This is a genomic window from Croceicoccus gelatinilyticus, assembly GCF_018398395.1.
In the GTDB taxonomy this organism is placed as follows: Bacteria; Pseudomonadota; Alphaproteobacteria; order Sphingomonadales; family Sphingomonadaceae; genus Croceicoccus; species Croceicoccus gelatinilyticus.
Window position 1 is genome coordinate 1 of sequence record NZ_JAHCBF010000005.1, and the last position, 26,308, is coordinate 26,308.

Sequence of the window (26,308 nt, forward strand, 5' to 3'; positions counted from 1 at the left end):
AACGGCGGCGCGGATACGGCCTTCACGGTCGAGATCAACGACGACGGCACGCTCACCGTCACGCAGTACGCAGCGCTCGAGCACACCGATGCGACCGACGACAACGACACGCTGGATCTTGCCGGCCTGATCGACGCCACGGTCACGATCACTGACAACGACGGCGATACTGACAGCGGCACGGTCGCAGTTGGCGCAGCGGTCACCTTCTACGATGACGGCCCGGCAGTGACCAACGCCACGGCAATTGTCGACGACGACGGGCTGACCGTTGCCGCGGACGACAGTGCTTTGGGCGACGATGTTGGCGGTTCGGGCGGCGACCAGACCCTGTTCGAAGGTACGCTAGACGTAAGCTTCGGCGCGGACGGCGGTTCGGTTTCCTTCTTCGACGACATGAACGGTGAAACGGCCGTGATCGGTCAGGAAACGGTGACGTACTACTTCAACGGCGGTGTTCTTTACGCAGAGATCACCACCAGCGACGATGCGACCCGTCTGAACACGGACCTGTTCTCGGTCACGCTCGACGAGGCGAACGGTGACTTTGCCGTGCAGCTGTTGCAGAATGTTCTGCACACTGACGACGGCACTGATACCGAGAACAACGCTTCGGCGACCTTGGACTTCACCGCGACGGACAACGACGGTGACACCGCGTCGGGCACCCTGCAGATCAGCTTTGACGACGATATTCCGGTGTTTGAAGCGAAGACTGCGGCGTATCGTACAGATCCCGATAACGCCCCCAACACCTTCGTCGGCGACTTTGAGTACTCGATCGGTGCGGACAGCTACAACACGTACGATACGGCAGAGAACTTCGAGATCGATCTGACTGCGTTCAGCGGCACGGTCGGCGGCGGGGCGATCCTGATCGACGACTCGACCTATGCCGATGGCATCCAGTTCGTGTCGGCAAGCGCGACGACCGAAGTCTACAACATCTACTTCAGCTACGCTCCGAACCCGGGTGAGCCGCAGACGGGCGATAACGATGTCGCCACCTTTGCGACCGTTACGTTCGACAAGGCGAATGGTGAATATTCGGTTGTGCTTGACGCTCCGATCCAGAGCTATTCGATCGACACGGTGCAGTCGGACTCGACGATCGCGTTTTACAACAGCCCGGGCAACCCGTTTAACGGGGCCGGTCAGTTTGAAATTGCGAACGCCGCTTTCGACAGCGATTTCTACGCCCAGTTCACGAGTGTCTACAACAACCTCGCGCTAGCGGCTGATGGACAGTTTACCGGACAGCTCGGCTATGTCGCCATCTCTTCGACCGCAATCGGTGTGAACGGAAACGCGATCCAGCCAGGCGAAATGCTCGATTTCATGTTCTACAATGCCGATCCGGGCGGTCAGCCGGGTGCCACTGACGCGCTGACCACTGCCGTCGGCACCTACTTCCTGCTGGACCAGTACAACGGCGAAGACGTGGTCGTGGTCCTCAAGATCGCGGATCCGGCAGACCCGTCCAACTATCAGTCCGTATCCCTTATCGTGGACGCAGCGGACATCTTCACCCCTGGTGATGATGCAGGGGCACCGTATCCGACGCTTACGGGCAACCAGGCCCTGATTGTCATCGAGCAGGACGACTACATCAACTTGGACGGCATTCCGGACAATTATCAAATCGTAGGCGTCCAGCTGGTCACTTCGACCGAGGGCCTCAGCGGCACGGCTTATGAATTCAACGGTGACCTCAACGCCTTCGACAATGATCCGACATCATTCACGACTGCAAACAACAGTCGCACGAACGATCAAGACGTGATTAAAATCCTCGATATCGGCGTCATTCGCGAAACCGAAAACTCGGAATCGCTTTCGCTCGATCTCGACGTCACGGTCACTGACAGCGATGGTGACAGCTTCAACCAGACGCTGTTCGTCAATCCGGCCGTTGTGCCGCCGGTCGTTCTCGACCTTGACGGTGACGGTGTCGAACTCGTCGGCCTCGATGCAAGCGAGATGTACGATTACGGCAACGGCGCAGTTCATACCGCGTGGGTTGGCGGTGAAGACGGCATCCTGTTCCACGACACGGACGGCAACGGTGCCGTTTCGGGCGCGGAAGAGTTCGTCTTCGGTAGCGACGGCGTAACCGATCTGGCCGCCATTGCCGCCGAATACGACAGCAATGAAGATGGCGTGCTGTCCGGCGCAGAACTGAACGACTTCGGGGTCTGGATGGCTGACGGTTCGGTTGCCACGGTCGAAAGCCTCGGCATCACCGAGATTTCGCTCACCACCGACAGCCAGGGCTACCGCGCGGCAGATGGCGACGCGATCGTCTTTGGCGAAGGCAGCTTCGTCATGGATGGCGAAGAGCATGTTCTGGCCGACGTAGGCTTTGCGACCTCGGAGTATGAAGGCGAACTAAGCGACAGCCAGGTCCGCCAGGCCGAAGCCGCGCTGCTTGCCGCAGCGGTGCCCGGCCTGCTGGTTTCGGCTGCTCTCGACACCACCCCGCTTTTCGATGCTCCGGAAATGGTTAATTTCGAGCCAACGGACATCGATTTCGCCATGGCTGTTAACGCGATCACTCCGGTCGACGTCGAATTGTCACATGTCTCGCCCATGGCGAACATGCCTGAACTGACGGAAACCGGCGCGATGCCCGAAAGCAGCAACCACTTCTCCGATGACGCCGCCTCGGCTTCGCGCTCCACCTTCAACGCCGCGAATGACGCGCCGAAGATGGACGCTGCCGACCTTGGTCAGTCGTCCGAAGCAGGTGCAGATTTCGGCGGCGCGAGCCACGCGGCAAGCGGCGGCGTCAGCGGTGATGTCCTCGAAGCTCTTCTCAACATTGGCGTACCTGCCGGTGACGATAGCGAGGGCGTTCAGGGCAACGGCGCAATGGATGCCGTGCGCGTCGCACTGCAGGAAGTTACAGCGACAGACGACATCTCTGCGCTGGTGAACCATGTTGTTGACAACGCTCCGGAAACGGCTCAGCACGGTCCGGTAGGAACCGAGATCATGGAAGCGCTGCTGAACAGTGGGGTTGCAGGGCATCACTTCCAGATGGCCGCACTGCCGGATGGAGCGGATGACGCCGCCAACCTTGCAGTGGCAGCAGCCTGATAAAGTTCTTGGGGTAATAGGGGGCCTTAAAATGAAAACCTGGCAAGTCCTCGCGGGCGCATCTGTCCTTGCGACGGTCGTAACCATGCCTGCATTCGCGCAGGAAGCTGTCGACCTCCAGTCGCTGGACGACGATACGCTCCGCTCGGAGTTGGAAATGCGGTACGAAGCATCGCTCGCTGCGACGCTTGATCCCGCGATCGTGAACTCGACCGACACTCGCTACATGTGGGCGTCCGAGGCGAAGGTGCAGTGCGCCATCGCGATCGGGTTCATGAAGAATGACCTGCGCGACGCGGATTCCATTCGTAAATGCGACGCGGCTTATCTGCGTTGGATGACGCCGCCGGCACCGCCGCCGCCGCCTCCCCCGCCGCCGCCGCCCGCCGTCTGCAACACTGGCAACTTCATCGTGTTCTTCGACTGGGATTCGGCCGAGATCACGCCTGAAGCGGCCAATACACTCGACAGCGCGATTGCGGGCCTTGCCGATTGCTCGACCGTTTCGATCACGCTGGGCGGCTATACCGACACCTCAGGTTCGGACAGCTACAACATGGGCCTGGCCGGTCGTCGTAACGACTCCGTTTCGTCCTACCTCACCTCGCGCGGTGTGATGGATGGCGACATCTCCAGCTCCGCTTTTGGTGAAACGAACCTGCGCGTTCCGACTGCGGACGGCGTCCGCGAGCTTCAGAACCGCCGCGTCGAAATCAACGTCCAGTAAGGGGGGACGGACATGAAGACCTATCTTAAGTTCGCCGCCGTAGCCGCAGGCCTTCTAAGCGCCTCGGTGTCCGGCACTGCCCTTGCACAGGGCGCACCGATCTCGCTTGGCGAAGCTGTCGCCGTCGGCGTCGATTCCAATCCGGAAATCAGCCAGGCGCAGATGAACAAGGAAGCTATCCAGTTTGAGCGTAAGCAGGCCCAAGGCCTCTATGCGCCGCGCGTGGACATCGAAGGCAACATCGGTGCCCGCAAGCTGGAAAACCCGACCCGCCGCTCGCTCGGCATTTCGGACGACTGGCTCTACCCAAAGGAAGCGCAAGTCCGCGTCGACTGGACCGTGATCGACTTTGGCCGCCGCCGTGGTGAACTGCTACGTCAGGCTTCGCGCGTCGACGGTGCTTCGCTCCGCGTTCTCGAACGTTCGGAATTCGTCGCCCTGCAGATTGCGCGTCAGTACCTCGACGTCATGCTTCAGCAGCGCGTCATGGCCGCATCGATGGACAACACCGGTTTCCATCGCGAATTGGTCGGCAGCCTGAACCAGGGTGTCGAACAGGGCTCGATCTCTATCGCTGACCGTCAGCAGGCAGAGGAACGCCTTCAGGCCGCCCTCATCCGCGAAGCCGAAGCCGCCGAAACGCTGCAGAACGCCAAGATCCGCCTGCAGTCGCTGACCGGCCTGTCGATCGACAATGTCATGACTCCGCCGGACCTGTCGGCCATGCTGCCGCCCAGCGAAGCGGACGCCATCGGTCTCGCCCGCACGCGCAATCCGCTCGTGCTCGAAGCAAAGGCTGACGTTGACGCGGCACGGGCCCTTGCCGATAGCGCAAAGGGTGACCTGCTGCCCACGATCGGTGTCGAGGCCTATGCCCGCACCGGTGAAGACATCGACGGGTTCCGTGGCAACACCAACGACCTGATGGCCCGCGCTTACCTGCGCTGGAACATCTTCGACGGCGGTATCAACCACGCCAAGTACCAGGAAATGGTCCGCCGTTCGAGCGAGGCCCGCTTCCGCCTTCACACGCGTGAGCGTGAGGCCGAGGAAGACGTCCGCATGGCGTGGAACGGCCTTGAAACGCAGCGCCGCATTGTCGGCGAACTCGCTACGCAGAGCACAGTCACCGACAACCTGCTGGATTCCTACCAGAGCCAGTTCAACGTCGGCCGCCGCTCACTGCTCGACGTGCTCGATGCGCAGAACACGCGTTACAATGTGCAGGTCCGCCTGGAGACTGCGCGTTTCTCGGAAATTTTCGCACAGTACCAAACTCTGGCAGCTACCAATCGCTTCCTTGAAGCGCTCTCGGTTCCGCCGCACTATGGTGCCGGTGAAAACGAACGCGAACGTTTCGACTACGGTCCGCACATCCCGGCCGAGCGCGAAAGCCGCGTCTATCCGAAGTAAGGGAACTGCCGCGCGCAGTTCCCGGGATCGAGGTCTTCGATGAATTCCGCTGCGCCGGAGAAGTTTGAACTACCCCCGCAGGCCGCGGGGGAACAGCAGGCCAGGCAGGTCGATCCGCTGATCGTCTGCCTGGCCCGGCTTGCCCGTCATTTCGACACGCCATTCGCGCCGGCGACACTGGCCTCATCGTTGGCATTCGCAGCCGACGGCACCCTGCCCTGGCATCAGGCAAAACCTGCGCTCGATTTGCTCGGCCTCAATCATGACGAGAGCCCGGCAAAGCGCCTGCCGGTCGCCAAGTCCTATTATCCGCTGATCCTGCGCGACGCCGCGGGCGAACTGACAGTCCTGTTGGAGCGCGAAGGCGACGATGTCCTCGCCTGGCGACCGGGCGATAGCGCCGACAGCTGGCAGCCGGTTAGCCAATTCAATGGCGCCGCCCCTTTCACGCTGCTCTCCGTCGAAGGTGATCCGTCGACCTTGCGCGATGCCGGGCAACCTTGGCATCAGCGCGCACGCAGCCACTGGTTCTGGTCCGAAATCGCACGCCGGCGTCGTGAGTTCTGGCCGGTCATTACCGCTTCGGTCATAATCAACCTGCTGGCGGTCGCGCTGCCGATCTTCACGATGAACGTCTACGATCGCGTCATCCCGAACCAGGCCACGGCCAGCCTGTGGGTCCTTGCGATCGGTGTGTTTATTGCCTTCACGCTCGAGTTCGCCCTGCGCAAGGCGCGGACGAACGTTCTGGACGAGATCAGCCGCGACCTCGACATCAGCCTTTCGCAAAAGATCTATTCGCGCGTGATGTCCATGCCGCTTGCGGCGAAGACGGGGCACACGGGCAACCTCGTGGCGCGGGTGAGCGAATATTCCGTCGTACGCGATTTCTTCGCATCGACGACCATCGTGCTGATGGTCGACGTGCTGTTTCTGTTCATTTTCATCGGCTTCATCGCGATCATTGCCGGCCCGCTGGCCCTGATTCCGCTCGTCGTGATTACCGGCATGATCCTCCTCGGCATCCGGCTACAGCGAAAGATCACCGATAGCGCGCGCGACGCACAGGCCGACTACGGCCTTCAACAAACGCAACTGGTCGAATCCATCGCCGGTCTCGAAACCCTGAAGAGCATTGCTGGCGAAGGAGAAATGCTGGGCCGCTGGCGGCGCATTTCCGATATGGCAAGCCGGTCGCAGAAGCGCCTTCGCGAAGTCAACGCGACCGCCATCGGCGCTGCCTCGACGTTCCAGCAGGTGTCGACGATCTCGCTCGTTATCGGCGGATATTACCTCTTCGATGCCGGCATCATTTCAATGGGTGCGATCATTGCCATCGTCATGCTCGCCTCACGCGCACTCGCACCGGCAGGGCAACTTGCTTACCTTCTGACCCGTTGGAAACAGGCCAGCGAAACCCTCGATTCCATCGAACACCTTTGGGACGGAGAGGATGAGCGGAAAATGGGCAGCAGCGCCCTGCCCCCTCAGGTCCGCAGCGCCAATGTCCGTCTTCAAAACGTGAACTTCGCCTATCCGGGATCGAGCGTTCCCTCGCTGAAGGACATCAATCTCACGATCCGGCCTGGTGAACGCATTGCCATTATCGGGCGTGTCGCTGCCGGAAAATCCACACTGGGCCGGGTAATTTGCGGGCTGTTTCAGCCTGACGAAGGGGCAGTCCTGATCGACGGCATAGATGCGCGCCAGTATCGACCGCACGACATCCGCCGCAATTTCCGCTTCGTCGCTCAGGATTCGAACCTGTTTTCGGGTACGATCAAGGACAACTTGGCCCTCGCAGGCAGCCGGGCGAGCGAGCAGCAGCTGATCGCAGCCCTGCGTAAAGTCGGGGCAGACCGCTTCCTTTCGCGCGATGCAGGCGGTTTCGACCGGACCGTCGGCGAAGGCGGCCGGTCTCTTTCGGGCGGACAGCGAAATTTTCTTGCCCTCGCACGCGCGTTCGTTTCGCCGAGTCAGTTGCTTTTCATGGACGAGCCTACGGGCGCGATGGATGCCCAGACCGAAATGCTGTTTATCGACTCACTGTCACAAAGCCTGACACCTTCGCAGACGCTGGTTGTAGCGACTCATCGTCCCGCGCTATTTGCATTGTGTGACAGGGTCATAGTCGTGAACGACGGCCAGATTGTCGCCGATGGCAAGAAGGAAGAGGTCATCAAGAGTGCCGGTATCGACACCCGCAGCTAAGCCCGGCTCTGCCGAGGCAAGTGCGAAGCGCCGCTTCGGCGTTCGCGCACTGCTGCTTGGCGTCCTTGTCACTGCACCTGTGCTGGTACTGACCGGCACTACCATCATGCCCGGCGGGCTCACCGGCGAGGCACAGGCTGTTCCGATCAAGGTGGACCGCGTTACCGCGCAAAAACGCGCCGTCGCTGCCCTGACCGAGGGCGACAAGACCGAATTGGTCGCCAAGGGAGACAGCGCGATCGAGCGTAATGCAGGCATCCGCTTCTCCGATCTGCCGATCGAGAAAATGCGCGGATTCAAGCCTGCCAGCGTGCCCGTAAACGCCGAACGCTGCCTTACACAGGCGATCTACTACGAAGCCGGTTTCGAACCTGAAGAGGGCAAACGTGCCGTCGCGCAGGTGGTCTTGAACCGCGTTAGCCACCCCGCCTATCCCAATTCGGTCTGCGGCGTGGTCTATCAAGGTTCCGATCAGCGCGTCTGCCAATTCAGCTTTACTTGCGACGGATCGCTCGGACGGCGTCCGGCTGCCGGCGCCTGGGCTCAGGCAGGCCGTGTGGCGCGTTCGGCCCTTGCCGGCCATGTTGAAGACAGCGTCGGATCGGCCACACATTACCATGCCGATTATGTGGTGCCGCGCTGGGCCTATTCGCTAGGTAAGGTTCGGCAGCTTGGCCGTCACATCTTCTATCGCTTCAACGGTTCTCTGGGCCGCTCGCAGGCTTTCAGCGCGCGTTATACCGCGCGGGAAACGATACCGAGCATTCGCTTGGCCGAAGTAGACGAAGGTCTCGATACCTCCACCGGTCTCTATGAGAACGGCCTGACCATCGCACCTGACGTTAAGGACCGGCACGCACAGTCCGATATCGGCGGCCGTCTGGACACGACCAAGGGGTGGCGCCTCGAACTGCCCAAGACGGGCAAATATCGTCAACTCGTCGCCAAGCACGGCGAAGCTGAGGCAGATGCGAAGCCGCCCGTGGCTGCTGCTACTGCCGAAACTGGCATGGCAAGGCCCGGTCTAGTCACCGACCTTGATACGGAAAGCGCGGATCCAGGCGCATGATCGCAAAAATGAAGGCACGGTGGGAGCGGCTCGATGCGAGCCGCAGGCTGATCGTCGCAGCGGCAATCGGGATATTCCTGCTGCTCATCTGGGCCGCTTTCGCTCCGCTTGACGACATCACGCGCGGTCAAGGCAAAGTCATCCCGAATAGCAAGGTCCAGGTCGTGCAGGCCGCGGACCCAGCGACAGTCGATGAAATCCTTGTCCAGAACGGCGAACAGGTGAAACGCGGCCAGCTTCTCGTCCGACTGAACGACAGCGAAAGCGCAAGCCAGCTTGGCCAGCTTCAGACCGAGACCAGTCGCCTCTCCGCTCGCGCGGAACGCCTCCGTCAGGAAGCGTCAGGCGAAGGTGCCGGATGTGAACCCGGTAGCGTGTGTGCTGAAGAACAGCGTCTGCAACAGGTCCGCCTCGCCGCGGCCCGCAGCCGTCAGACAGCCTTGGCCGCAGCGGTCGAACAGCGTCGCCGCGATCTGCGTGAGGGTGAAGCCACGGCCACGTCGTTGGAGAGCAACCTGAAGCTGGCGCAGGAGCAAGTGAACATGCTGACCCCGCTGGCCAAGCAGGGCATCGTGCCGCAAACCGAACTTCTGACTGCACAGCGCGACGTCGTGGACATTCAAGGCCGCCTCGCCGCCGCTCGCCAAGGCGTCCAGCGCGCCCGCGCCGCCGTCAGTCAGGCTCAGGCCGATCTTTCGAGTGCGCAGTTGGATTTCCAGCAGCAAGCACTCAACGAACGAAGTGAACTGGCGACCCGCATTGCCGTGAATGAGGAATCGATCAAGGGCGCGGAAGCACGCGTCTCGCGTAACGAATTGCGCGCGCCGGTCGACGGCATCGTGAACGACCTGCAGGTCTCTACTGTCGGCGGTTTTGTGTCACCGGGCGAGACGATCATGCAGGTCGTGCCTACGGGTGACCGACTTCTGGTCGAGGCGAAAATTCGGCCTTCCGACATCGCTTTCATCAAGGTTGGTGATCCAGCCAATGTGAAAGTCACCGCCTTCGATTTCTCGATCTACGGCGGGCTTCGCGGCAAAGTCCGTCAGGTCAGCGCGGACAGCGTCTACGACGAAGATCTGCGCGAAAGCTTCTACCTTGCCCAGATCGAGACCGACCGCGCCTATATCGCGCATGGCGGGCAGAAGCTGGCGATCATGCCCGGCATGATTTGCGAGGTGGAGATCATCACCGGCCGCAAGAGCGTGCTGCGTTATCTGCTGAAGCCCATCACTCGCGGGCTGGATACGGCGCTGACTGAAAAGTAATCCGCGCCGCACTGGCGCCGGACCTGCTCAGTACCCGTGCAGGTAGCTGGCGTTCTTCTTGAACGACATGATCGGGCGATAATCGTTGGCACGGTCGCCATCGAGCAGCGCATCGCTCGCGTTGTCGAGCATGATCGAGCGACCATTCAGCTTCACGATCAACACGGCGTGATCGTCACGGCGGACAAGGTCGCGAGCGATCGTCAGGTACATATCGTCACGCGACACGCCCATCGCGGCCAGGATTTCCATCTTCGCGATGGCGTAGTCCTCGCAGTCGCCTTTGCCTTTGCTCAGCGTTTCGCGCGCGCTGGCCCAATAATCGGCCTTGCCGTAGAGCTTGGCGTCGGAGACATAGGCGACCTTGCGGTTCACCCAGCGGTTTACGCTGGCGATGCGATCTTCCATTGATCCCGCGCCGTTGTCGGCGGCAACGACCGAAGATGCTGCCACGCCCTTGCCAGCTACGCGGCCCCAGTCTGCATCGAAACTCGTGGTCGAAATCGGCAGGATGCGACTTTCGAGGAAGTCGAAGCTCTTGCGTCCGATGCCCGGGCGCGCCGCGTCGAAAGTGGTGGCGCAGCTGATGCCGAACTCGGCTGCCGGAACGGGCTTTGCCGCTTCGGTCGCCTGGGGCGCGGCGATGCCGCTGGCCTGCATGGCGATGGCGGGCATGTAGGCTGGACGCTCTACCGCGGTGCCGGTCATGACTGCGGACTGCGGGTTGGCCTGCTGCATCCGCATCCTTTCGAGCGCAGTCATCGCACGCTTACGCGGGCGGCTGACGAGAGCGGCGGTGCCGACCGTCTGCGCCGTGGTAAAGCTGGTCGCGCTGAAACGGTTGCACCCCGTGGCGTGCGAGACATTGGCAACGGCGGTCGCGATGATCGCAGCCCCTGCCGAACGCGCCTCAGCCTCACCGGGCGTGGCGAGTGCCAGAACGGCAGCACCGGCGGCCAGAATGCCGAGGGTTTTCGAACCGTTGCAAGAGGGCGCACTGAACATGCTCCCCTTTTCGCCCGCGAGCGATCAAGGAATGCTTGCGCCTTATGCTTGCGCAGATTGGTTAACAAAAATCGGCAGCCGATCGCCGCAGCAGTGCTCGGTTATCCCAGCGTTAACCACCAACAGCACCGGGCATCCGAGCCTGAAGATCTCTGACTATTGGTTAAGTCCCAAACCTCGAATTGCGCGGTCCAGTGGTTAACGTTGGCGCGCAGCGCTCAGATAAATTTTCAGGAATTTTGATAAAAAACCGAAATCACGCGCATCAACGCTGCACATTGTGCACGTGTGCGGGGATCGCCACTTCCAGCCCGTCAAGGCTCTCATCCAACGTGATCTGACAGGCCAGTCTGCTTGTCCCCTGCACACCTGCGGCAAGGTCCAGCATATCTTCCTCGTCCTCCGAAGCGGCTTCCAGCTTACCGAACCATTCCGGCGCCACCACGACATGACAAGTCGAACAGGCCATTTGACCCTCGCAGGTCCCTTCAAGCGGCATGCCTGCGACCTGTGCGACCGTCAGCAGGCTTTCACCCCGATCGCCTTCTGCCGCGACCTTGTCGCCTTTTGCCGTCGTGAAGTTGACCCGAACCATGCGTTCAAATTCCCTGCGCCGATGCTGCAGCGTTTATCGCCGCTGCTGCCTCTTCGAGGTCATCCATTCCCGTGTAGCGTCCGAACCCTAGCCGGATCGAATTTTTAACATGTTTGTCATTCAATCCGATGGCCTGCAAGACCCGGCTCGGTTTGCCTGATCCCGAAGCACAGGCCGAACCTGCCGAAAAAGCGACATTTCGGACATCGGACATTAGTCTTGCGACATCGAGCCCGTCTCTCCGCAAATTGAGATTTCCGTGCCAGCGCGCATCGTCGCTACCGTTGAGCGTCCAGCCTTCGAACAACTCGAGCGCACGCGCCCACAAGGTTTCGATATGATCCGCATCGGCCTGCATCCGGTCGTTGGCGAGCTTTGCAGCAACTCCAAAACCAGCACAAAGCGCAGGGCTAAGCGTACCGGACCGCAGACCACCTTCCTGCCCCCCGCCGGTGATCAGCGGCGCGACTTCAACCCCGTCACGCAGCCAGAGCGCTCCGATGCCTTTCGGTCCATGCAGCTTGTGCGCAGAGATCGCGATGGCGTCCGCATGGGCAATCGGAATGCGACCCGCCGCCTGCACTGCATCACAAACGAACAGCGCGCCCGCAGCTTTCGCAGCCGTCGCGATCTGTGCAACCGGCTGGATCGTGCCAATCTCGTTGTTCACCTGCATCACCGCGACCAAGCCCACGCCATCTGCAATCTCTGGCTCGGGGTGGACGAGCCCCTCTGCGTCCACTGCCAATTCGTGGAACGGGTTCGCAAGCGCGCGTGCCGTATCCCAGACCGCCGCATGCTCGATGCCAGAGACCGCGATACCAGCCCCTGCCCTCACCGGCTCGCATCCGCGCATCACAGTGTTGAGCGCTTCGGTTGCAGAGCCGGTAAAATAGACTTTCCCGCCCGGAGGAAACAGCGCCGCGACCCGTTCCCGCGCCAGATCGACCGCCGCCGCCGCCTGCCGCCCCAGCCTGTGCGGACTATGCGGATTGCCAAAGCCCATGCCATCCGGCCCGTCGAGCCAGCGCATCATCGCATCGCGCGCCTCGGGCGCGAGCGGGGTCGTGGCCTGGTAATCGAGATAGATCATGCGCTGGCCCGCACCTGCTGCGCCAATGCCGTCCAGACTTCGAGGAAAGCGTCGATGTCGGCCTCGGTCGTGTCGGGCCCGATCGAAACGCGGATCACTTCGGCAGCGGCTTTCTCGTCCATTCCCATCGCCGTCAGGACGCGGCTGGCCTTGAGCGAGCCCGACGAACAGGCACTGCCTGCCGAAACCGCGATACCTGCCCCGTCGAGCCGGATCAGTTGAACCGCCGAGGCCAGCCGCGGAATTCGGATCGAACCGATCGTCGCGATGCGCGGGCTATCGGCAGCAACGATCTCGCCGCCAGCCTCGATCGCTGCATCCTCGAGCTTGGCGCGCAGGCGCAGCGCCTCTGCCATCCATGCGTGGCCGGTTTCAAGCGCGGCGGCCATGGCCATGGCGCCGGCCACATTCTCCGTACCCCCTCGATAGCCGCGCTCTTGCCCGCCGGTCGGCGCGAGCAGAGAGAAATCGCGGACCAATAGCGCGCCGATACCCGGCGGTCCGCCGAACTTGTGCGCGCTGATCGCGGCCATGTCGCAATCGGGCAGCGGTATCTTGCCCGCCCCTTGCGCGCAGTCCGCAAGCAGCACGCCGCCCCCCGCCCGCACGGCATCGGCGATCGAGCCCAGAGGCTGCATCACGCCGGTCTCGTTGTTCACCTGTTGCAGGGCGACGATCGTATCGGAAACGTCGCCCAGTGCATCAGGATCGACGAGCCCGCGCGCGTCCACAGCCAGCACCCGCGCACCGGTTGCATGGCGTGTCACGGCCTCGTGCTCGACAGCCGATACCGCGCGCCGTCCGGCGTGCGTGCGGGTCAGCGCCAGCATCAGCGCTTCGCTCGCCCCGCTGGTGAAAACCACTTCGCCTTTCCAGCCAAGCGACGCCTTTACCCGCTCGCGCGCATCTTCCAACGCGCGGCGCGCGGCGCGGCCAGCGGCATGCGGGCTCGACGGATTGGCGTCGAGCGCGAGCCCTGCCAGCATCGCCTCACGCGCTTCCGGCAGGATCGGCGCGGTGGCCGCATGGTCGAGATAAGTCCGCTTCATCGCTCGCAAAACTGCTCCGGGATCATACAAGACGCCACCTATTTCGGATGTGGTCGTCACCAAGATTGTCAATAGGCGCGCAATTTCTATATAGGCACCATCAAATTGTCACACCCGGCATCCTTTCAGGCCGGTGTTCGTCCCGAATTCACGAGGTTCCATGCCCTCCGTCATTTTCCCCGGTCCCGAAGGTCGCCTCGAAGGCCGCTATCACCCCGCCCCGCGTCCGCGCGCTCCGCTTGCCCTGATCCTGCACCCGCACCCGCAGGGCGGCGGCACGATGAACGAGCGTATCACGCAGGCGCTCTACAAGGATTTCGCAGCGCGCGGCTTCGCCGTCCTGCGCTTCAACTTCCGCGGCGTCGGACGCAGTCAGGGCAGCTTCGACAACGGCATCGGCGAACTGTCGGATGCGGCAGCGGCCCTCGACTGGGTGCAGACGGTTCATCCCGAGGCACAAGTCACCTGGGTCGCGGGCGTCAGCTTCGGTGCGCTCATCGGCATGCAGCTCCTGATGCGCCGTCCGGAAATCCGTGGCTTCATCTCGATCGCGCCGCCGGCGAACATGTATGACTTTTCGTTCCTCGCGCCTTGCCCCGCTTCGGGCATCATCATCCAGGGTGCGGCCGATACGGTCGTCACGCCCGGCGCGGTTCAGAAGCTGGTCGACAAGCTGCGCACGCAAAAGCACATCACGATCCACCACGACGAGATCCCCCGCGCCAACCACTTCTTTGAGCATGAGTTCGACGATCTCATGCGCTCGGTCGACAACTACCTCAATTTCCGGCTCAACCCGGACTGCCCGATCCGCTGATCGATCAGGGGGCGTGATCGTCCTCTGACACTTCTTGCCACTGCTGCGGGACCAGTTTCACGCGTCCCGCGCAGTGCGCGACCAGCAGGTCCAGCTGCCCAGCATCGACGGGATCAACAAAGCGGAAGCCCGCCGCAATGCCGCGCTCGTGCCAGCGCACTTCACCCTCGTGGGGGTCGAGACCATCCACGAATACGGTGACCTTGTCTCCGACGAAAAGGTTGCGCGACGGGCCCAGGACCCGACATCCGAATTCGGAAATGTCGACGACCGAGATGAATACGTCAGCACCCGCAGGGGATCGGTAAGCCCCCGCAACCCTGATTTCCCAACGCGGCTGACAACGCCTTCCCACTGGTGCGACCCTCTTTTTGCGTAGCGTCGCCAGTAGCCGGTCGCACCCAAGCCCCTGTCTATGAGGGGCTAGGTCCTTGTACTTATTGCAAACCTCGACCGTGGCGCTGACGGGGCCGTAAATGTTCCGGTGTCCCGCATTGCAGCAAAGGTCGTGTTGCTCTTGCGAAGGACCATCGAAGCCTGCACACTCGCGCAATTCAGGGATTCTCGACTTGGTGGGGCAAGTGGCGGATATCGATCAGACCCAGATAGTTACCTTGGCGCGCGACATCGATCTGGTCGCGGGCGACAGGCTACATTGTCTCGAATACTCGCTCAGCGCCGATAGCGAGGAACGCCACGTCATCGGTCCGCTCGGCCTGAAGATCGGCCGTACTTCTCCTGCCGACATCGTTATCGCCGATTCAGAAGTTTCGCGCGGACACTGCATGGTGACGATCGTAGGCGAAGATGTCGTCGTCGCGGACCTGGGCTCCACGAACGGCACTTATGTCGACGGTACACGCGTGACGGCACCGACGGTCCTGCCGGTCGGATCAGTGCTTCAGGTCGGCAACCGATCGATCAAGCACGAGTGGCGTACAAGCAGCGAAATAAAGCAGAGCGACGACTTCAACCGCGAATTGAAAATGGCCGCGTCCTACGTCCGCGCGCTTCTGCCCGAACCGGTGACCGACCAGTCTATCCGCGCGCGCTGGACTTATCTGCCCTCGGCCAAGCTTGGCGGCGATGCCTTTGGCTATGGCCACCTTCGGGACGAACTGTTCGTCTGTTACCTCGTCGATGTTGCGGGCCACGGCGCAGGTGCGGCCATGCACGCGGTCGCAATCATGAACCAGCTTCGCCAGCATGCCCTGCCCAATACCGACATGGCTGATCCGGCAGCCGTTCTGCGCCGTCTGAACGAACTGTTCCAGATGGACGAACACGCGGGGCTCTATTTCACGATCTGGTACGGGGTCTATGACGGTGCGACCCGCAGGCTCGAATATGCGAGCGGCGGCCACCATGCCTCCTATCTCGTTTCGCGTGACCGTTCAGAGGCGATGCCGCTGCGCACGCGTAATACTCTGATCGGTGCTATGCCGGGCATCCAGTACAAGTCCGACAGCCTGATCGTGCCGAACGGCCACCGCCTCTTCATCTTCAGCGACGGCGTTTACGAGATCATCGACAAGGACGGAAAGCAGTGGGGCATCGCCGATTTCGTCGCGCTGCTGCAGAACGGCCCCGAAGACCACGCGGATGAGACAAACCGGCTATATCGCGAAGTCTGTGCCCGTGCGCGGCCCGATACGCTCGATGATGACTTCTCACTCGTCATGCTGACATTCGACTGAATTTCCGAAAAAGCGAGAACCATAGATGGACGTCACGATCACAGAGATCGGAAGTGTAACCAAAGCCGCGCTGGCCGGTCGCCTGGACAGCGCGCAAGTCGGCGTCGTGGAGTCTCAGTTTACAAGCGGGATCATCCCGAAAGAACAGGACACGCTGGTCGACCTGTCGAGCGTTACCTTCATCGCGTCCCTGGGCATCCGAATGCTGCTGACCGTGGCGCGTGGACTTAGCCGTCATGGCGCGCGGATGATCCTGTTCGGAGCGACGCCCGAGGTGATGGAAATTCTCGAGACGACGGCACTTTCGGATATCATCCCGGTCTTTGACAGCGAGGGCGACGCCCTGGCCGAGGTCAGCGCCTGACGGAATGGAGAAAGCCGTCGCCTCCCCCGGCGCTTGCGCTTTCGCACTGGACCTGCCCTGCGGGATCGACGCGGTGGAGCAGGCACGGGCTGGGCTGGAGGCTAACTTCGCTCGGCTCGATCTCACCTCGCACGTCGTGAACCGGATCGAAGTCGTGCTGGAAGAGCTCGTCAGCAATGTCGCCCGCCATTCGGGCGAGGCGACCGTCATACGGATGGAGGCGGAAGCGGACAGCGCAGAGATCAGGCTGATCATCTCTGACGACGGCGCGCCTTTCGATCCGCTCAAACAGGACGATCCGCAAGCGTTCAAAGACGTCGACAGCGCCCGCCTTGGCGGGCTTGGCATTCCGCTGGTCAAGCGGCTGACCAAGTCGGCCTGCTATCAGCGCGTCAATACCCGCAACGTCGTAAGCGTGACGTTCGCCCGCGCCTGATTTCACCTGCTTATTGAGCGGCGGTCGAACGCGAGAGCAGCACTACCAGATAGCCCTTGTACTTGTTCGCTTGCGAGACGACGTCCTTCGCCTCCCCCGCATTTTCCGCCTTGCGAATGTCACCAGCCAACCGGTCTAGATAGGCGACGTACTGCTTCGCCCTGTCGGCATTGTCCTTCCGCAGTTCGTAGTTGGCTTTTTCGGAATCGCTGGCCTTGGAACCGGGCCTACGCCCCTCACCCATCGCGATAACTCTTGCCGCAAGATCCTTGGCACTCGCGACGATGCCGTCGACCTCCGTAATGCGCGCAGCGGGGGAGAACGCCGCGGGCTCGCTCGTCGGTTCTGGAGCGGCGGCTGCAATGGCGGGTTCGTCTTCGGCGGGCGTCGTGGCGCTATTGCGCGCCAGTCGAGTTGCTTGAGTACTCGCGGCCACGAACTCGGCATAATCGGTGAGAGCAGCGCGCGTCGCGGTCAGCGATCCCTCGAAGCCGTCGGCCTGTTCTGTCGCCGCTGTGCTTGTGATCAATGCCTCGCGGCTTGCCTGTAATTTGTCGGCGAGTTTGCGCTCGTTCGCGTTCGCCCTGCTGCCCGGCACCGTCCATGGCGCGGTGCGGGCCAAAGTCCGGCTCTTTTGCTGTGCATCGCTCAGAAGACCGGTAGAAAAAACCTCCAGCGCCTGCGACGCGGCGAGGTTCATTTCCGCCATTCCCTCGCGGAGCTCATCGGCCTCTGCCTTTTCCGCGGCCCTGATCGCCAACGCTTCGTAACGACCAGTCAGATCGGTAGCCGCATCATCCAGCCCCTTGGCAAGCGCCCCGCCCGCCCCGGCGTTGCGCGCCTCTGTGGCGAGTGACAGGAGCGCTTCCGAAAGACCCGACACGGCGGTGAGGTCGACGCCATCGCTGGATACTATCGGCGCTGCCAGCGGGGTCGGCCCCTCGGGAGGCCGGCTGCTTTGTGCCCAGAAGAAGCCGCCGACGAAAATGGCAATGGCCGCAGCTCCGATCCCGGCGATCAGGGCCGGGCGAACACCGGGCCCCTTCTCCTTGGCGGCATCCACGGCCTTGGGAGAAGCATCGATCGGATTTTCTGGTGTGGCGACATGCTCTGCAACCGGTGGCGGGGTCGGTACCGTGGCGGGTTCCTCGACCAACTCCGCAGGCGGATCAATCGCAGCCTTGCGCGGCCACGCACCGGTCGCTTCACCCGCCAGCTTGAAACTCGCCTGACTGGCCCGATCGGGTACGTCGGTCTCACCATCGATCATGTGCTGCACCCCATCGGGCGGCGCATTTACCGGAACGATTGGCTGGGGCATGTCTTCGATCCTGACGATCCGCGTCGCGTCGTCATCGTCGAAGTCAGGCAGGTGCATCGGGGCGGGCCCTGCATAGTCCTCATCAAACATGCGCAGCCATTCACCGATGGACTGCGGACGATCATCGGGACGAATGATCATCGCCGCATCGATCGCCTTCAACGTCCGCTGCGAGAAGCCTGGCCAGTCGCCTTCGGCAAGGTTCTTACCCAGTCCGCCATGCAACCGTTCGAGAACTTCAGGCGGCTTTTCGCCGGTGACGCATTCATGCAGCACGACGCCCAGCGCGTAGATATCGGTCCACGGCCCTTGTTCGTAGGTCTTCACGTACTGCTCGATCGCGGCATAGGGCGGCGTGTGGAACGTGACCGTCGTGCTCGTCGCCTGGTTCGCATCGAAGCGTGCCGACCCGAAGTCGATCAGCACCGGCCGACCGTCATCGTTGATCAGGATATTGGGCGGCTTGATGTCGCGGTGGAGGACGCCAACGCGGTGGGCCCGCTCCAGCCCCTCGGCGATCGGGCGGACGAGATCGAGCAGCTCGGCCTCGGCGAATTTCCTGCCGCTTTTCAACAGTCGCGACAGTGAAACGCCGTCCTCGAAGTCCATGACCATGTAGGCCGTGCCGTGGATTTCGAACAGGCTGCGCACGCTGACGATGTTGGGATGGCGAGTCGGGGTCGACAGGTTCCAGAGGAGTTTTGCCTCCTCCACGAACTTCTTCAGACCCAGCGCGTGGATTTCCTCGGCATCGGAATCGATCGGCACGACCGTATCGCCATCCCGCCTTTCGGCGATGGAGCTCGGAAAATATTCCTTGATGGCAACTAGTTCGTCGAAATAGATGCCGCGGCCCTTGTAGACGATCCCGAAACCGCCGACGCCCAATACTTCCTCGAGCCGCCATTCGCGCAGCACGGTTCCCGCCGGAAGTGCTTTTGTACTGTAAGGCTTGTTCATCGCGTGCCCCCCGGCCTAGACTTGCTGCAATGCAGCGAGAATCGCAAGCCGGTTGATTCGGCATATGCCGGATTGATCAGCGTCACCTGGTCACGGGGGGATCATGGGCTTCACTTGCGCGGTACGAACGCATCCGGGCTTGCGCCGCAAGCACAACGAGGATGCCGTCCTGTCACGACCCGATCAGGGCCTGTGGGCCGTGGCCGACGGCATGGGCGGGCACGAGGCCGGTGACCTTGCAAGTGGCATGATCGTGGATGCACTCGGCGGGCTTTCGCGGCCGACCCCTGAAACGGTTGCAGCGAAATTGCGCACCGTGAACGACGCACTCGTCGATCTGGGCGCAGGGCATTTTCAGCAACGCACGATCGGCAGCACTGCCGTCGCACTAGTCATTCAGGACACGCAATTCCGCTGCCTCTGGGTCGGTGACAGTCGCGCTTACATGATGCGCAGCGGCGAACTGATGCAGATGACCCGCGACCACAGCCTTGTGCAGGAACTCGTCGATGCAGGTATGCTGGAACCCGATGAGGTCGAGGGGCATCCCAATGCCAATGTGGTTACGCGGGCCGTGGGGGCATCGGATGATCTGGTTGTCGATGTCGTCGGCGGCAGCGCGAAGGTGGGCGATCTGTTCCTGCTTGCGAGCGATGGGCTGACGAAGGTCGTTACCGATGGGGAATTGGCACAAAGGCTTCAGGGCGATGGTCTTGAGACTATTGCCGACGGGTTGATCGAAACGACGCTTGAACGCGGTGCACCGGACAATGTCACCCTCGTGCTCGTCAGGACCGAATGAACGGGTCACAAAATTGTTGCATCGCACAAAGAGGAATGATGATATTCGCCCGGGTGGGCAATTGGGGGATCACGCATGGCAACACAGCGGCACGCTCTATCGAGTAAAAGCGAATTCGAGAGTGCGCTGGAACGGGCCTATGCGTCGCAGATCGACAATCACGCTGGCGCGGTTGCCGACTATATCCCCGAATTGACGAAGGCTAATCCCGATCACTTCGGCATGGCAATTGCTACCGCCAAGGGACGCATATTCGAAGTCGGCAATACCGACATTCCCTTCACCATCCAGTCTGTGTCAAAGGCTTTCGTCTTTTGCCTCGCGCTTGAACTCGCCGGGCCGGAACTGGTCGCCGAAAGGGTCGGCGTGGAACCCAGCGGCGATCCGTTCAATGCGATCGTGTTTGATCCAGGTACGAACCGGCCATTCAACCCGATGGTCAATGCCGGCGCCATCGCGGTGGCAGGGATAATCTACGAAAAGCTTGGCAAGGACGCTTTTGCTTTCCTGATCGACCGCTTTTCCGATGCGGCCGGCAATCGGCTGGACCTCAATCAATCGGTCTATCAATCGGAGGCCGAAACCGGTCACCGCAACCGGGCCATCGCACATCTGCTCTTGGCCAACGATGCCCTCGCCGTGCCGCCGGACGAGGCACTCGACCTGTATTTCCGTCAATGTTCGATCAACGTGTCGGCAGCCGACCTTGCCTGGATGGGCGCGACTTTTGCCAATATGGGGACTAATCCGGTCACCAAGAAATTCGCATTCGACATTGCCGCCGTTCGCTCCACCCTCGCCGTGATGTTCACCTGCGGGATGTACGATTATGCCGGCCACTGGGCGTACGATGTCGGCATTCCGGCCAAGAGCGGTGTCGGCGGAGGGATCGTTGGCGTGGTCAACCGCCAACTCGGCATCGCGAGCTATTCGCCCAGGCTTGATCCCAAGGGCAACTCGGTCCGCGGAGTTGGCGGCTTTCAGGTCCTGGCGGACCATTTCGGGCTGCACGCGTTCGATTGCACGAACATCGGTTCGTCCTTCATTTCATCGCTAGTGCGCTAAACCCGCCCCCTCAACCGAGGTAAGCCGTACCGACATCGATCGCGACGGTCGTGCCAGGCGAGTAGAGGTTTACGAACAGCGTTCGCCCATCGGGCGAGAAACAGGCCCCGGCCAACTCGGTCTGCAGACGCAGCCGCGCAAGCGGATAGGCCGTCCCGTCGGGCATGACGCAGCGCAGATGATTATCGACGACGTCGGTATACTGGTCCTCGCAGACGATCAGGCAGCCGTTCGGCGCGATCGTCAGGTTGTCACCATAGTCGAACTGCTCGCTGCTCTCGCTTTCGAAGAAAAGCTGCATGCGGTCGGCTTCACCACCCACACCGGGCACAAGGCGGAAGATCTGGCCAAGCTTGGCCGCGCCGCCCGAAGTGCAGCAGAAATAGAGCTCGCCCTCGCCCATGTGGATACCCTCGCCCCGCGCGAAGATTGCGCCGCCGGCATCCGCCGTACGGAAGCGCAGATCATCGTCAGGTGCTTCGGGGTTGTCGAGGTCGATCCACGTAACTTCCGCCCAGCCACGCGGCGCAAAACCGCTGCCGTTCCAATTGCGCGTGTCGGCAGCCTGACCAATCACTTTCGCAGCCTGCAACCGTCCACCCTCTGCCAGATGGCCCGGACGGTTCGGGATGAAGCGATAGAGTGCACTCTCGTCCCGGTCCTCGGTCATGTAGACGATGCCTGTGCGCGGATCGACGGCGGCCGCTTCACGCTTGAACCGGCCCATCGCTTTCAAGGGTACCGCATCGACCATGCCGGGTGCATCTGCAGGCACCTCGAAAATCCAGCCATGCGGCTTCGTCGCTTCGTCGCCCGGGGTGGTGACGTCCTCTTCGCACGTCAGCCAGCTACCCCAAGGCGTGATACCGCCCGCGCAATTGCGAATGGTACCGGCGAGCGAGCGATGCTGGCGCTTTACCGCCAAGGTCACGGGGTCGAGGATCAGCGTCGTCGTACCGCCCGGCAGCGGAGCGCCGCCCGGTGCCGTGTCGAAGCCCGACACCAGTTCCCCGCCCGGTGCGTCCTTGACCTTGAGTTCGTGATTGCGAACCAGCGCAAGCGAACCATCCGCCAGACCGATGCAGCCCATACCATCAGCCTTGTCGGGGACGGTCAGGCCATCATCCATCACGTCGCCGAGGCTGGATATCACGCGATAGGTCATGCCCCGAGGCAGGTCGAGAATGCCTGCGGGATCGGGAACAAGCGGCCCGAACGGCGACGCCAAGGCAGAAGAGCCCGACAGGCTACGAGCCGTGCAGCCACTGGCCAGCAAGGCAGCGAAGGCCCCCGCCGTCGACTTGAGAAAGCGACGGCGGGAAGCGCTATTTTCGTGGATCATTTCAGTTCCAGAGCCGCGACGATTTCGTCCCAGCGGACCATCTTGAAATTCTGCGCACCGGCGGCGTTGATGCCGTCCTGTGCGATGAAGATCCCGGCAGGGAACGTCGGTCCGAAATTACCGGCCTTCACCTCGATCCCGTCGGTTTCGTCAGTTGCCCCGAATTCACCCGCAACGACGCGGAAGCGCCCTGCAAATGTCATGTCGGGCAAGCGATAGACGGCATACGCGCTGTCACCCTGGCTCGACGCGACAAGCCAGCCTGAGTCCGTACCTTCCGCTACGAGAGCGAGGCCTTCGACATCGGCGATCAGCTGTTCGTTATCGATGGGCGCGACGATTTCACCTTGGGTCTCGCCCGGCTCAAAGCGCCAGATGCCGGCCACTTCCTCACCGACGTAGAACGTGCCGTCGCGGGGATCGACGACACACCCTTCGGCCTGGCTCGGCACGCTAAGCGTGCGAACCCGCGTCGAAGCAGGTGTCGCCAGATCGAGTGCGTATTCCTCGATCGTACCGTCTTTCAGGACCGAAAAGGCATGAAGGGCATCGGGTGCCTTGTGCAGGCAGAAGCCATAGCCCTCGCCCGTGCCGCCCGGCACTTTGCCAAGCGCAGTCAGTTTGCCTTCGTGAGACAGGCGATAGAGGCGGATGGCCGCGTTAAGCTCATCCGTGCGGTCGCTGGCCGCAACGATGATGCCTTCTTCGCCCATGTCGAACAGGTCGACGTTGTTGAGCTCGCCGTCCGGGGCATAGTCGAGCACTTCGCCATCCATCGAATAGACGTAGAGCCCGGCTTTCTTGTCTGTCCCGACAATAAGGCTGGCGCCAGGTTCATCGACATTGCGCCAGATGGCCGGATCGTCTGCTGCGTCCGCGTTGGCAGTACCGACGGGCGATGTCTCCCCCCGGGCCACGACTTCAGCCGTAGGCAGGGGGGAAACGATCGGCGTGGTGGCGCAGCCGCACAAGGCGGCTGCACCGATCAGGGCAGGAAGGGCGCGCATCAGAACACCACCCGCGCGCCGAACTTGGCGGTCCAGTCGTATTCTTCGTACTGGTACACGTTCCGCTGGTTGCCCAGATTGTTGTACGCAAAGTACTTGGCGTTGTTGATGTTGATCCACTCGCCAAAGATCTGGACCATGTCGGTCAGCTGGTACTTGGCGCTGAGGTCAAGCTGGAAATGGTCGTCGACGTAGCGATCCTCTTCCGGCTCGTCGCCAAGCTCGTCGAGATACTTGTCGCGGAAGGTACCCGACAGGCGCAGCGATAGCGGGCCCTTTTCATATCCCAGAACGGCGTTGAACGTGTGCTTGGACGTCGAAGGCAGCGTGATCTTGCGAAGTTCGCTCACGTCGCCATCGGTCGGCACCGTACCGGTCGCGTCGGTATAAGTGTAGTTTGCCTGGACCACGAACCCGTCGAGCGGGGCCGGAAGCATTGTCAGCGCTTGCGAGAAGCTGAGCTCCGCACCGAAGACTTCCGCGCTCGGCCCGTTGATCGGAATGACCGCCTCGTCGGCGTAAATGCCATTGAAGGTCACGCCTTCCTGCACCGTATCGACGATGTAGTTCTTCACGTCCTTGTAGAAGACAGCGGCGCTGATGCCGCCCGTACGCGACATGTACCATTCGAGCGAGGCATCGAGGTTCCATGCCTCGTAGGGATCGAGGTCCGGGTTACCGAATTCGCCTTCGATCTCGTCATCGTCGTTGATCTCGACGGCAAAGCGCGGGGCCAGCTTCGAAAGCTTCGGACGGACAAGGCTGCGATAACCGGCAAGACGGACCAGCACGTCTGCCTGAACCTCGTAACGCAGGTTCAGGCTCGGCAGAAGATGACCGTAGTCCTTCTCGTACTGCACAGGCGAGAAGACGACGGTATCGTCGGTTGCAGTCGTGCCATCGGGAAGCGTGGAGTCTTCCTCGTAGAGCGTGACCGTGTTGCCGAAGATGTCGTTCTTCGTGTGCTCGTAACGCAGGCCACCGATCGCGCGAAGCGGGCCGTTGTCGTAAGTCGCCATGACGTAGCCGGCCATGATGTCTTCATCGACGCGGTAATCCTCGACCGAAGAATCGAATGCCGTGTCCACGCCCTGAAGCTCGAACTGGTCGAAGTTGTCGTAGAAGAACTCGGTCGGCGCGGTGAAATCAGGCAGCGGAGAGATGCCGATCAGGTCGAAGGTCTGGTAACCCTGCACCATGTCGAGCGTATAGTCGCCGTCACCGTCCCACTCGTAGAACTCGACCGTCTTGTCGTAGGTCTTCTTGCGGAAGCGCCCCTTGGCACCGGCCTGAACGGTCAGGCTGGCATTGCCCATGAACATCTCGTACCCGGCGTCGAACTGGCCGGCGTATTCCTCGTCCTCGGCGCTCGACAGTGCGGTAAGTTCAATGTCCTTCAGTTCGTAGCCTGCAGGATCGAAAAAGCCCGAAGTGTTGCCCGATGCCGAGTAGAGCGGCACGCGCGGATCGGAATAGTCGACGCCGATCAGCAATTCGTCGCCAACGATGCCGCTGTCGCCTTCGAAATCCTGTTCGAACTGTGTCGGGTCGAGCGAGCCGTTCTCCCGTTCGGTCGCCTTGGCGTAGCTGGCCGAATACTCGGCAAAGAAGCCGCTATCGAACTCGGTCTCACCACCCACCACGATCGAATAGATGCGTTGGCGTTCGAAGCGGTCCTTTACGTCACGTTCTGCGGTGAACTCGGCCGTGTCGGACGAATAGGTGGCCGTGCTGCCGGCGAAAGTCGGCAGGGCATCGTCTTCGAAATCGCCGAAGTCGAACGTCAGGCGGCGGCGGAATTCCTGGTCGTCGAACTGGCTCCACGTGCCCTTGATGTAGAGTTCGGTCGTGTCGCCGGCGCGGAAGTCCATGCCCAGCGTCGCGCTGATGCGCTCACGCTCGACGTCATAATCGCGATACTGGATTTCCTGCGCGTATGGCGTGCCGCCATCGTCGGTCCAGTCGTCAGCCTCGATGTTGTCGGTTTCGAACTTGCGCTGGTAATAGGAAACGCCGCCCGAAATACCGACGTTCTCGCCAAGACGGCTGGCGAAGTCGATGCTGCCCTTGGGGGTCAGTTCGTTGGCCTTGTCGTTGTAGCTGCCCTCGATCTTGGCGACGAGCAGGTCCTTTTCGCGGTCGAAGGCGCTGGTCGTCTCGATCTCGATGCTGGCGCCGATGGTGTCGGCGTCCATGTCGGGAGTGAGCGACTTTTTCACTTCGATAGATTCGATGATGTCCGAGCTGATGACATCAAGCGCGACCGAGCGGACATCGCTTTCCGGAGCCGGCAAGCGCACGCCGTTGAGCGAGGTCGAATTCAATTCGGGATCAAGGCCGCGAACCGAAACGAAACGGCCCTCGCCCTGATCGTTCAGGACGTTGACGCCCGGCAAGCGGCGCAGCGATTCCGCGACGTTCTGGTCAGGAAACTGGCCGATGGCGTCACGCGTGATAACGTCGCTGACGGTGTCGGCGGCGCGCTTGCGCGACAGGGCGCTGCCAAGGTTGGCGCGTTGACCGACCACGAGGATCTGGCCGTCGAGACCGGCGAGCGTAAAGTCGGCATCGACCGAGCCGGTCGGCGGGACCGTGACGGTTATTTCCTGGGCTTGGGCCCCGATGTAGTCCGCGCGAAGCGTATATGTGCCCGCGGGCACGTCGACGAAGCGGAAAGTACCGTCGCTGGCCGTTGCGGCCTTGCGATCAAGCTCCTCGATCTCGACCTCAACCGCGCGAAGACCTGCGGTGCCGGTTGCGTCGATGACGCTACCTTCGATTTCCCCTGCGATTGCCGGTGCGCTGCCCAGCGCAATAGCCCCCATGGCAGCCCCGAGGAGCCAGCGTGACGATCCCATTATTCAACCTCCGTGATGTTGTCGGGAGGCCGGATAGGAGCGTCATTTTACTGGTTCGCGACGTTACGAAGAAAGTCCCGTGACGCATGTGCGAATGCTGTAATGGATTG

Annotated in this window: 21 protein-coding genes; 12 read left to right on the plus strand and 9 right to left on the minus strand. The window is 61.7% G+C overall.

Going from position 1 to position 26,308, the window contains the following annotated elements:
- The 6 genes from KIH45_RS11350 to KIH45_RS11375 all read left to right on the plus strand — a co-directional run.
- Window positions 1–3,099 (plus strand): DUF5801 repeats-in-toxin domain-containing protein (locus KIH45_RS11350; RefSeq protein ID WP_213176130.1); only part of this gene is annotated, 3,099 nt, incomplete at its 5' end.
- A 31-nt stretch (window positions 3,100–3,130) separates the two neighbouring features.
- On the plus strand, window positions 3,131–3,826 hold the full coding sequence (locus KIH45_RS19530) for an OmpA family protein (RefSeq protein WP_420481937.1): 696 nt from the start codon (window positions 3,131–3,133) through the stop codon (window positions 3,824–3,826).
- A gap of 12 nt (window positions 3,827–3,838) precedes the next feature.
- Window positions 3,839–5,239, plus strand: coding sequence for a TolC family protein (locus KIH45_RS11360; RefSeq protein WP_213176132.1), 1,401 nt, complete (start codon window positions 3,839–3,841; stop codon window positions 5,237–5,239).
- A gap of 39 nt (window positions 5,240–5,278) precedes the next feature.
- Window positions 5,279–7,450 carry a type I secretion system permease/ATPase gene (locus tag KIH45_RS11365; protein ID WP_213176133.1) on the plus strand — a complete coding sequence of 724 codons (2,172 nt, stop codon included), beginning with the start codon at window positions 5,279–5,281 and terminating at the stop codon, window positions 7,448–7,450.
- Window positions 7,425–8,519 carry a cell wall hydrolase gene (locus KIH45_RS11370; protein WP_337925470.1) on the plus strand — a complete coding sequence of 365 codons (1,095 nt, stop codon included), beginning with the start codon at window positions 7,425–7,427 and terminating at the stop codon, window positions 8,517–8,519. Before KIH45_RS11365 ends, KIH45_RS11370 begins: the two co-directional genes overlap by 26 nt.
- Window positions 8,516–9,787, plus strand: coding sequence for an HlyD family type I secretion periplasmic adaptor subunit (locus tag KIH45_RS11375; protein WP_213176135.1), 1,272 nt, complete (start codon window positions 8,516–8,518; stop codon window positions 9,785–9,787). The genes KIH45_RS11370 and KIH45_RS11375 overlap by 4 nt, the downstream gene beginning before the upstream one ends.
- 27 nt (window positions 9,788–9,814) lie before the next feature.
- On the opposite strand, the gene KIH45_RS11380 is transcribed toward KIH45_RS11375, so the two are convergent.
- The 4 genes from KIH45_RS11380 to KIH45_RS11395 form a co-directional block, all read right to left on the minus strand.
- Window positions 9,815–10,792: a transglutaminase-like cysteine peptidase gene (locus KIH45_RS11380; RefSeq protein ID WP_213176136.1), complete on the minus strand. Its 978-nt coding sequence runs from the start codon at window positions 10,790–10,792 to the stop codon at window positions 9,815–9,817.
- A 265-nt stretch (window positions 10,793–11,057) separates the two neighbouring features.
- A complete protein-coding gene (locus tag KIH45_RS11385) occupies window positions 11,058–11,387 on the minus strand; it encodes a 2Fe-2S iron-sulfur cluster-binding protein (RefSeq protein ID WP_213176137.1) in 330 nt (109 codons plus the stop codon).
- Between the two features lie 4 nt (window positions 11,388–11,391).
- Window positions 11,392–12,480: a cysteine desulfurase family protein gene (locus KIH45_RS11390; protein ID WP_213176138.1), complete on the minus strand. Its 1,089-nt coding sequence runs from the start codon at window positions 12,478–12,480 to the stop codon at window positions 11,392–11,394.
- A complete protein-coding gene (locus KIH45_RS11395; RefSeq protein WP_213176139.1) occupies window positions 12,477–13,529 on the minus strand; it encodes a cysteine desulfurase family protein in 1,053 nt (350 codons plus the stop codon). The genes KIH45_RS11390 and KIH45_RS11395 overlap by 4 nt, the downstream gene beginning before the upstream one ends.
- 160 nt (window positions 13,530–13,689) lie before the next feature.
- Here KIH45_RS11395 and KIH45_RS11400 point away from each other — a divergent pair, with 160 nt between their 5' ends.
- Window positions 13,690–14,346, plus strand: coding sequence for an alpha/beta hydrolase (locus KIH45_RS11400; protein ID WP_213176140.1), 657 nt, complete (start codon window positions 13,690–13,692; stop codon window positions 14,344–14,346).
- A gap of 4 nt (window positions 14,347–14,350) precedes the next feature.
- On the opposite strand, the gene KIH45_RS19465 is transcribed toward KIH45_RS11400, so the two are convergent.
- On the minus strand, window positions 14,351–14,701 hold the full coding sequence (locus KIH45_RS19465; protein WP_213176141.1) for a PilZ domain-containing protein: 351 nt from the start codon (window positions 14,699–14,701) through the stop codon (window positions 14,351–14,353).
- Between the two features lie 226 nt (window positions 14,702–14,927).
- Here KIH45_RS19465 and KIH45_RS11410 point away from each other — a divergent pair, with 226 nt between their 5' ends.
- The 3 genes from KIH45_RS11410 to KIH45_RS11420 are packed head-to-tail and all read left to right on the plus strand — an operon-like array spanning window position 14,928 to window position 16,843.
- Window positions 14,928–16,043: a PP2C family protein-serine/threonine phosphatase gene (locus tag KIH45_RS11410; protein ID WP_213176142.1), complete on the plus strand. Its 1,116-nt coding sequence runs from the start codon at window positions 14,928–14,930 to the stop codon at window positions 16,041–16,043.
- 25 nt (window positions 16,044–16,068) lie between these two features.
- Window positions 16,069–16,407 carry an STAS domain-containing protein gene (locus KIH45_RS11415; RefSeq protein ID WP_213176143.1) on the plus strand — a complete coding sequence of 113 codons (339 nt, stop codon included), beginning with the start codon at window positions 16,069–16,071 and terminating at the stop codon, window positions 16,405–16,407.
- 4 nt (window positions 16,408–16,411) lie between these two features.
- Window positions 16,412–16,843, plus strand: coding sequence for an ATP-binding protein (locus KIH45_RS11420; RefSeq protein WP_213176144.1), 432 nt, complete (start codon window positions 16,412–16,414; stop codon window positions 16,841–16,843).
- Between the two features lie 10 nt (window positions 16,844–16,853).
- On the opposite strand, the gene KIH45_RS11425 is transcribed toward KIH45_RS11420, so the two are convergent.
- Window positions 16,854–19,124: a serine/threonine-protein kinase gene (locus tag KIH45_RS11425; RefSeq protein ID WP_213176145.1), complete on the minus strand. Its 2,271-nt coding sequence runs from the start codon at window positions 19,122–19,124 to the stop codon at window positions 16,854–16,856.
- A gap of 139 nt (window positions 19,125–19,263) precedes the next feature.
- Between KIH45_RS11425 and KIH45_RS11430 the strand changes: the two genes are divergently transcribed.
- Window positions 19,264–19,926, plus strand: a complete 663-nt coding sequence (locus tag KIH45_RS11430) for a PP2C family protein-serine/threonine phosphatase (RefSeq protein WP_213176146.1) — start codon at window positions 19,264–19,266, stop codon at window positions 19,924–19,926.
- Between the two features lie 75 nt (window positions 19,927–20,001).
- Window positions 20,002–20,991, plus strand: a complete 990-nt coding sequence (gene glsA / locus KIH45_RS11435) for a glutaminase A (RefSeq protein ID WP_213176147.1) — start codon at window positions 20,002–20,004, stop codon at window positions 20,989–20,991.
- 10 nt (window positions 20,992–21,001) lie between these two features.
- On the opposite strand, the gene KIH45_RS11440 is transcribed toward glsA, so the two are convergent.
- The 3 genes from KIH45_RS11440 to KIH45_RS11450 are packed head-to-tail and all read right to left on the minus strand — an operon-like array spanning window position 21,002 to window position 26,165.
- Entirely contained in the window at window positions 21,002–22,333 is a 1,332-nt protein-coding gene (locus tag KIH45_RS11440) for an alkaline phosphatase PhoX (protein WP_213176148.1), read from the minus strand.
- On the minus strand, window positions 22,330–23,340 hold the full coding sequence (locus KIH45_RS11445; RefSeq protein ID WP_213176149.1) for a phytase: 1,011 nt from the start codon (window positions 23,338–23,340) through the stop codon (window positions 22,330–22,332). Before KIH45_RS11445 ends, KIH45_RS11440 begins: the two co-directional genes overlap by 4 nt.
- Window positions 23,340–26,165, minus strand: a complete 2,826-nt coding sequence (locus KIH45_RS11450) for a TonB-dependent receptor (protein ID WP_225899876.1) — start codon at window positions 26,163–26,165, stop codon at window positions 23,340–23,342. The genes KIH45_RS11445 and KIH45_RS11450 overlap by 1 nt, the downstream gene beginning before the upstream one ends.
- Window positions 26,166–26,308 lie beyond the last annotated feature (143 nt).

What these genes read in the sequence shown, in the direction of transcription:
- KIH45_RS19530 (WP_420481937.1), top strand. Translation starts at nt 3,131, where the DNA reads ATGAAAACCTGGCAAGTCCTCGCGGGCGCATCTGTCCTTGCGACGGTC.
- KIH45_RS11360 (WP_213176132.1), top strand. Translation starts at nt 3,839, where the DNA reads ATGAAGACCTATCTTAAGTTCGCCGCCGTAGCCGCAGGCCTTCTAAGC.
- KIH45_RS11365 (WP_213176133.1), top strand. Translation starts at nt 5,279, where the DNA reads ATGAATTCCGCTGCGCCGGAGAAGTTTGAACTACCCCCGCAGGCCGCG.
- KIH45_RS11375 (WP_213176135.1), top strand. Translation starts at nt 8,516, where the DNA reads ATGATCGCAAAAATGAAGGCACGGTGGGAGCGGCTCGATGCGAGCCGC.
- KIH45_RS11380 (WP_213176136.1), bottom strand. Translation starts at nt 10,792, where the DNA reads ATGTTCAGTGCGCCCTCTTGCAACGGTTCGAAAACCCTCGGCATTCTG.
- KIH45_RS11385 (WP_213176137.1), bottom strand. Translation starts at nt 11,387, where the DNA reads ATGGTTCGGGTCAACTTCACGACGGCAAAAGGCGACAAGGTCGCGGCA.
- KIH45_RS11390 (WP_213176138.1), bottom strand. Translation starts at nt 12,480, where the DNA reads ATGATCTATCTCGATTACCAGGCCACGACCCCGCTCGCGCCCGAGGCG.
- KIH45_RS11395 (WP_213176139.1), bottom strand. Translation starts at nt 13,529, where the DNA reads ATGAAGCGGACTTATCTCGACCATGCGGCCACCGCGCCGATCCTGCCG.
- KIH45_RS11400 (WP_213176140.1), top strand. Translation starts at nt 13,690, where the DNA reads ATGCCCTCCGTCATTTTCCCCGGTCCCGAAGGTCGCCTCGAAGGCCGC.
- KIH45_RS11415 (WP_213176143.1), top strand. Translation starts at nt 16,069, where the DNA reads ATGGACGTCACGATCACAGAGATCGGAAGTGTAACCAAAGCCGCGCTG.
- KIH45_RS11420 (WP_213176144.1), top strand. Translation starts at nt 16,412, where the DNA reads ATGGAGAAAGCCGTCGCCTCCCCCGGCGCTTGCGCTTTCGCACTGGAC.
- KIH45_RS11425 (WP_213176145.1), bottom strand. Translation starts at nt 19,124, where the DNA reads ATGAACAAGCCTTACAGTACAAAAGCACTTCCGGCGGGAACCGTGCTG.
- glsA (WP_213176147.1), top strand. Translation starts at nt 20,002, where the DNA reads ATGGCAACACAGCGGCACGCTCTATCGAGTAAAAGCGAATTCGAGAGT.
- KIH45_RS11440 (WP_213176148.1), bottom strand. Translation starts at nt 22,333, where the DNA reads ATGATCCACGAAAATAGCGCTTCCCGCCGTCGCTTTCTCAAGTCGACG.
- KIH45_RS11445 (WP_213176149.1), bottom strand. Translation starts at nt 23,340, where the DNA reads ATGCGCGCCCTTCCTGCCCTGATCGGTGCAGCCGCCTTGTGCGGCTGC.
- KIH45_RS11450 (WP_225899876.1), bottom strand. Translation starts at nt 26,165, where the DNA reads ATGGGGGCTATTGCGCTGGGCAGCGCACCGGCAATCGCAGGGGAAATC.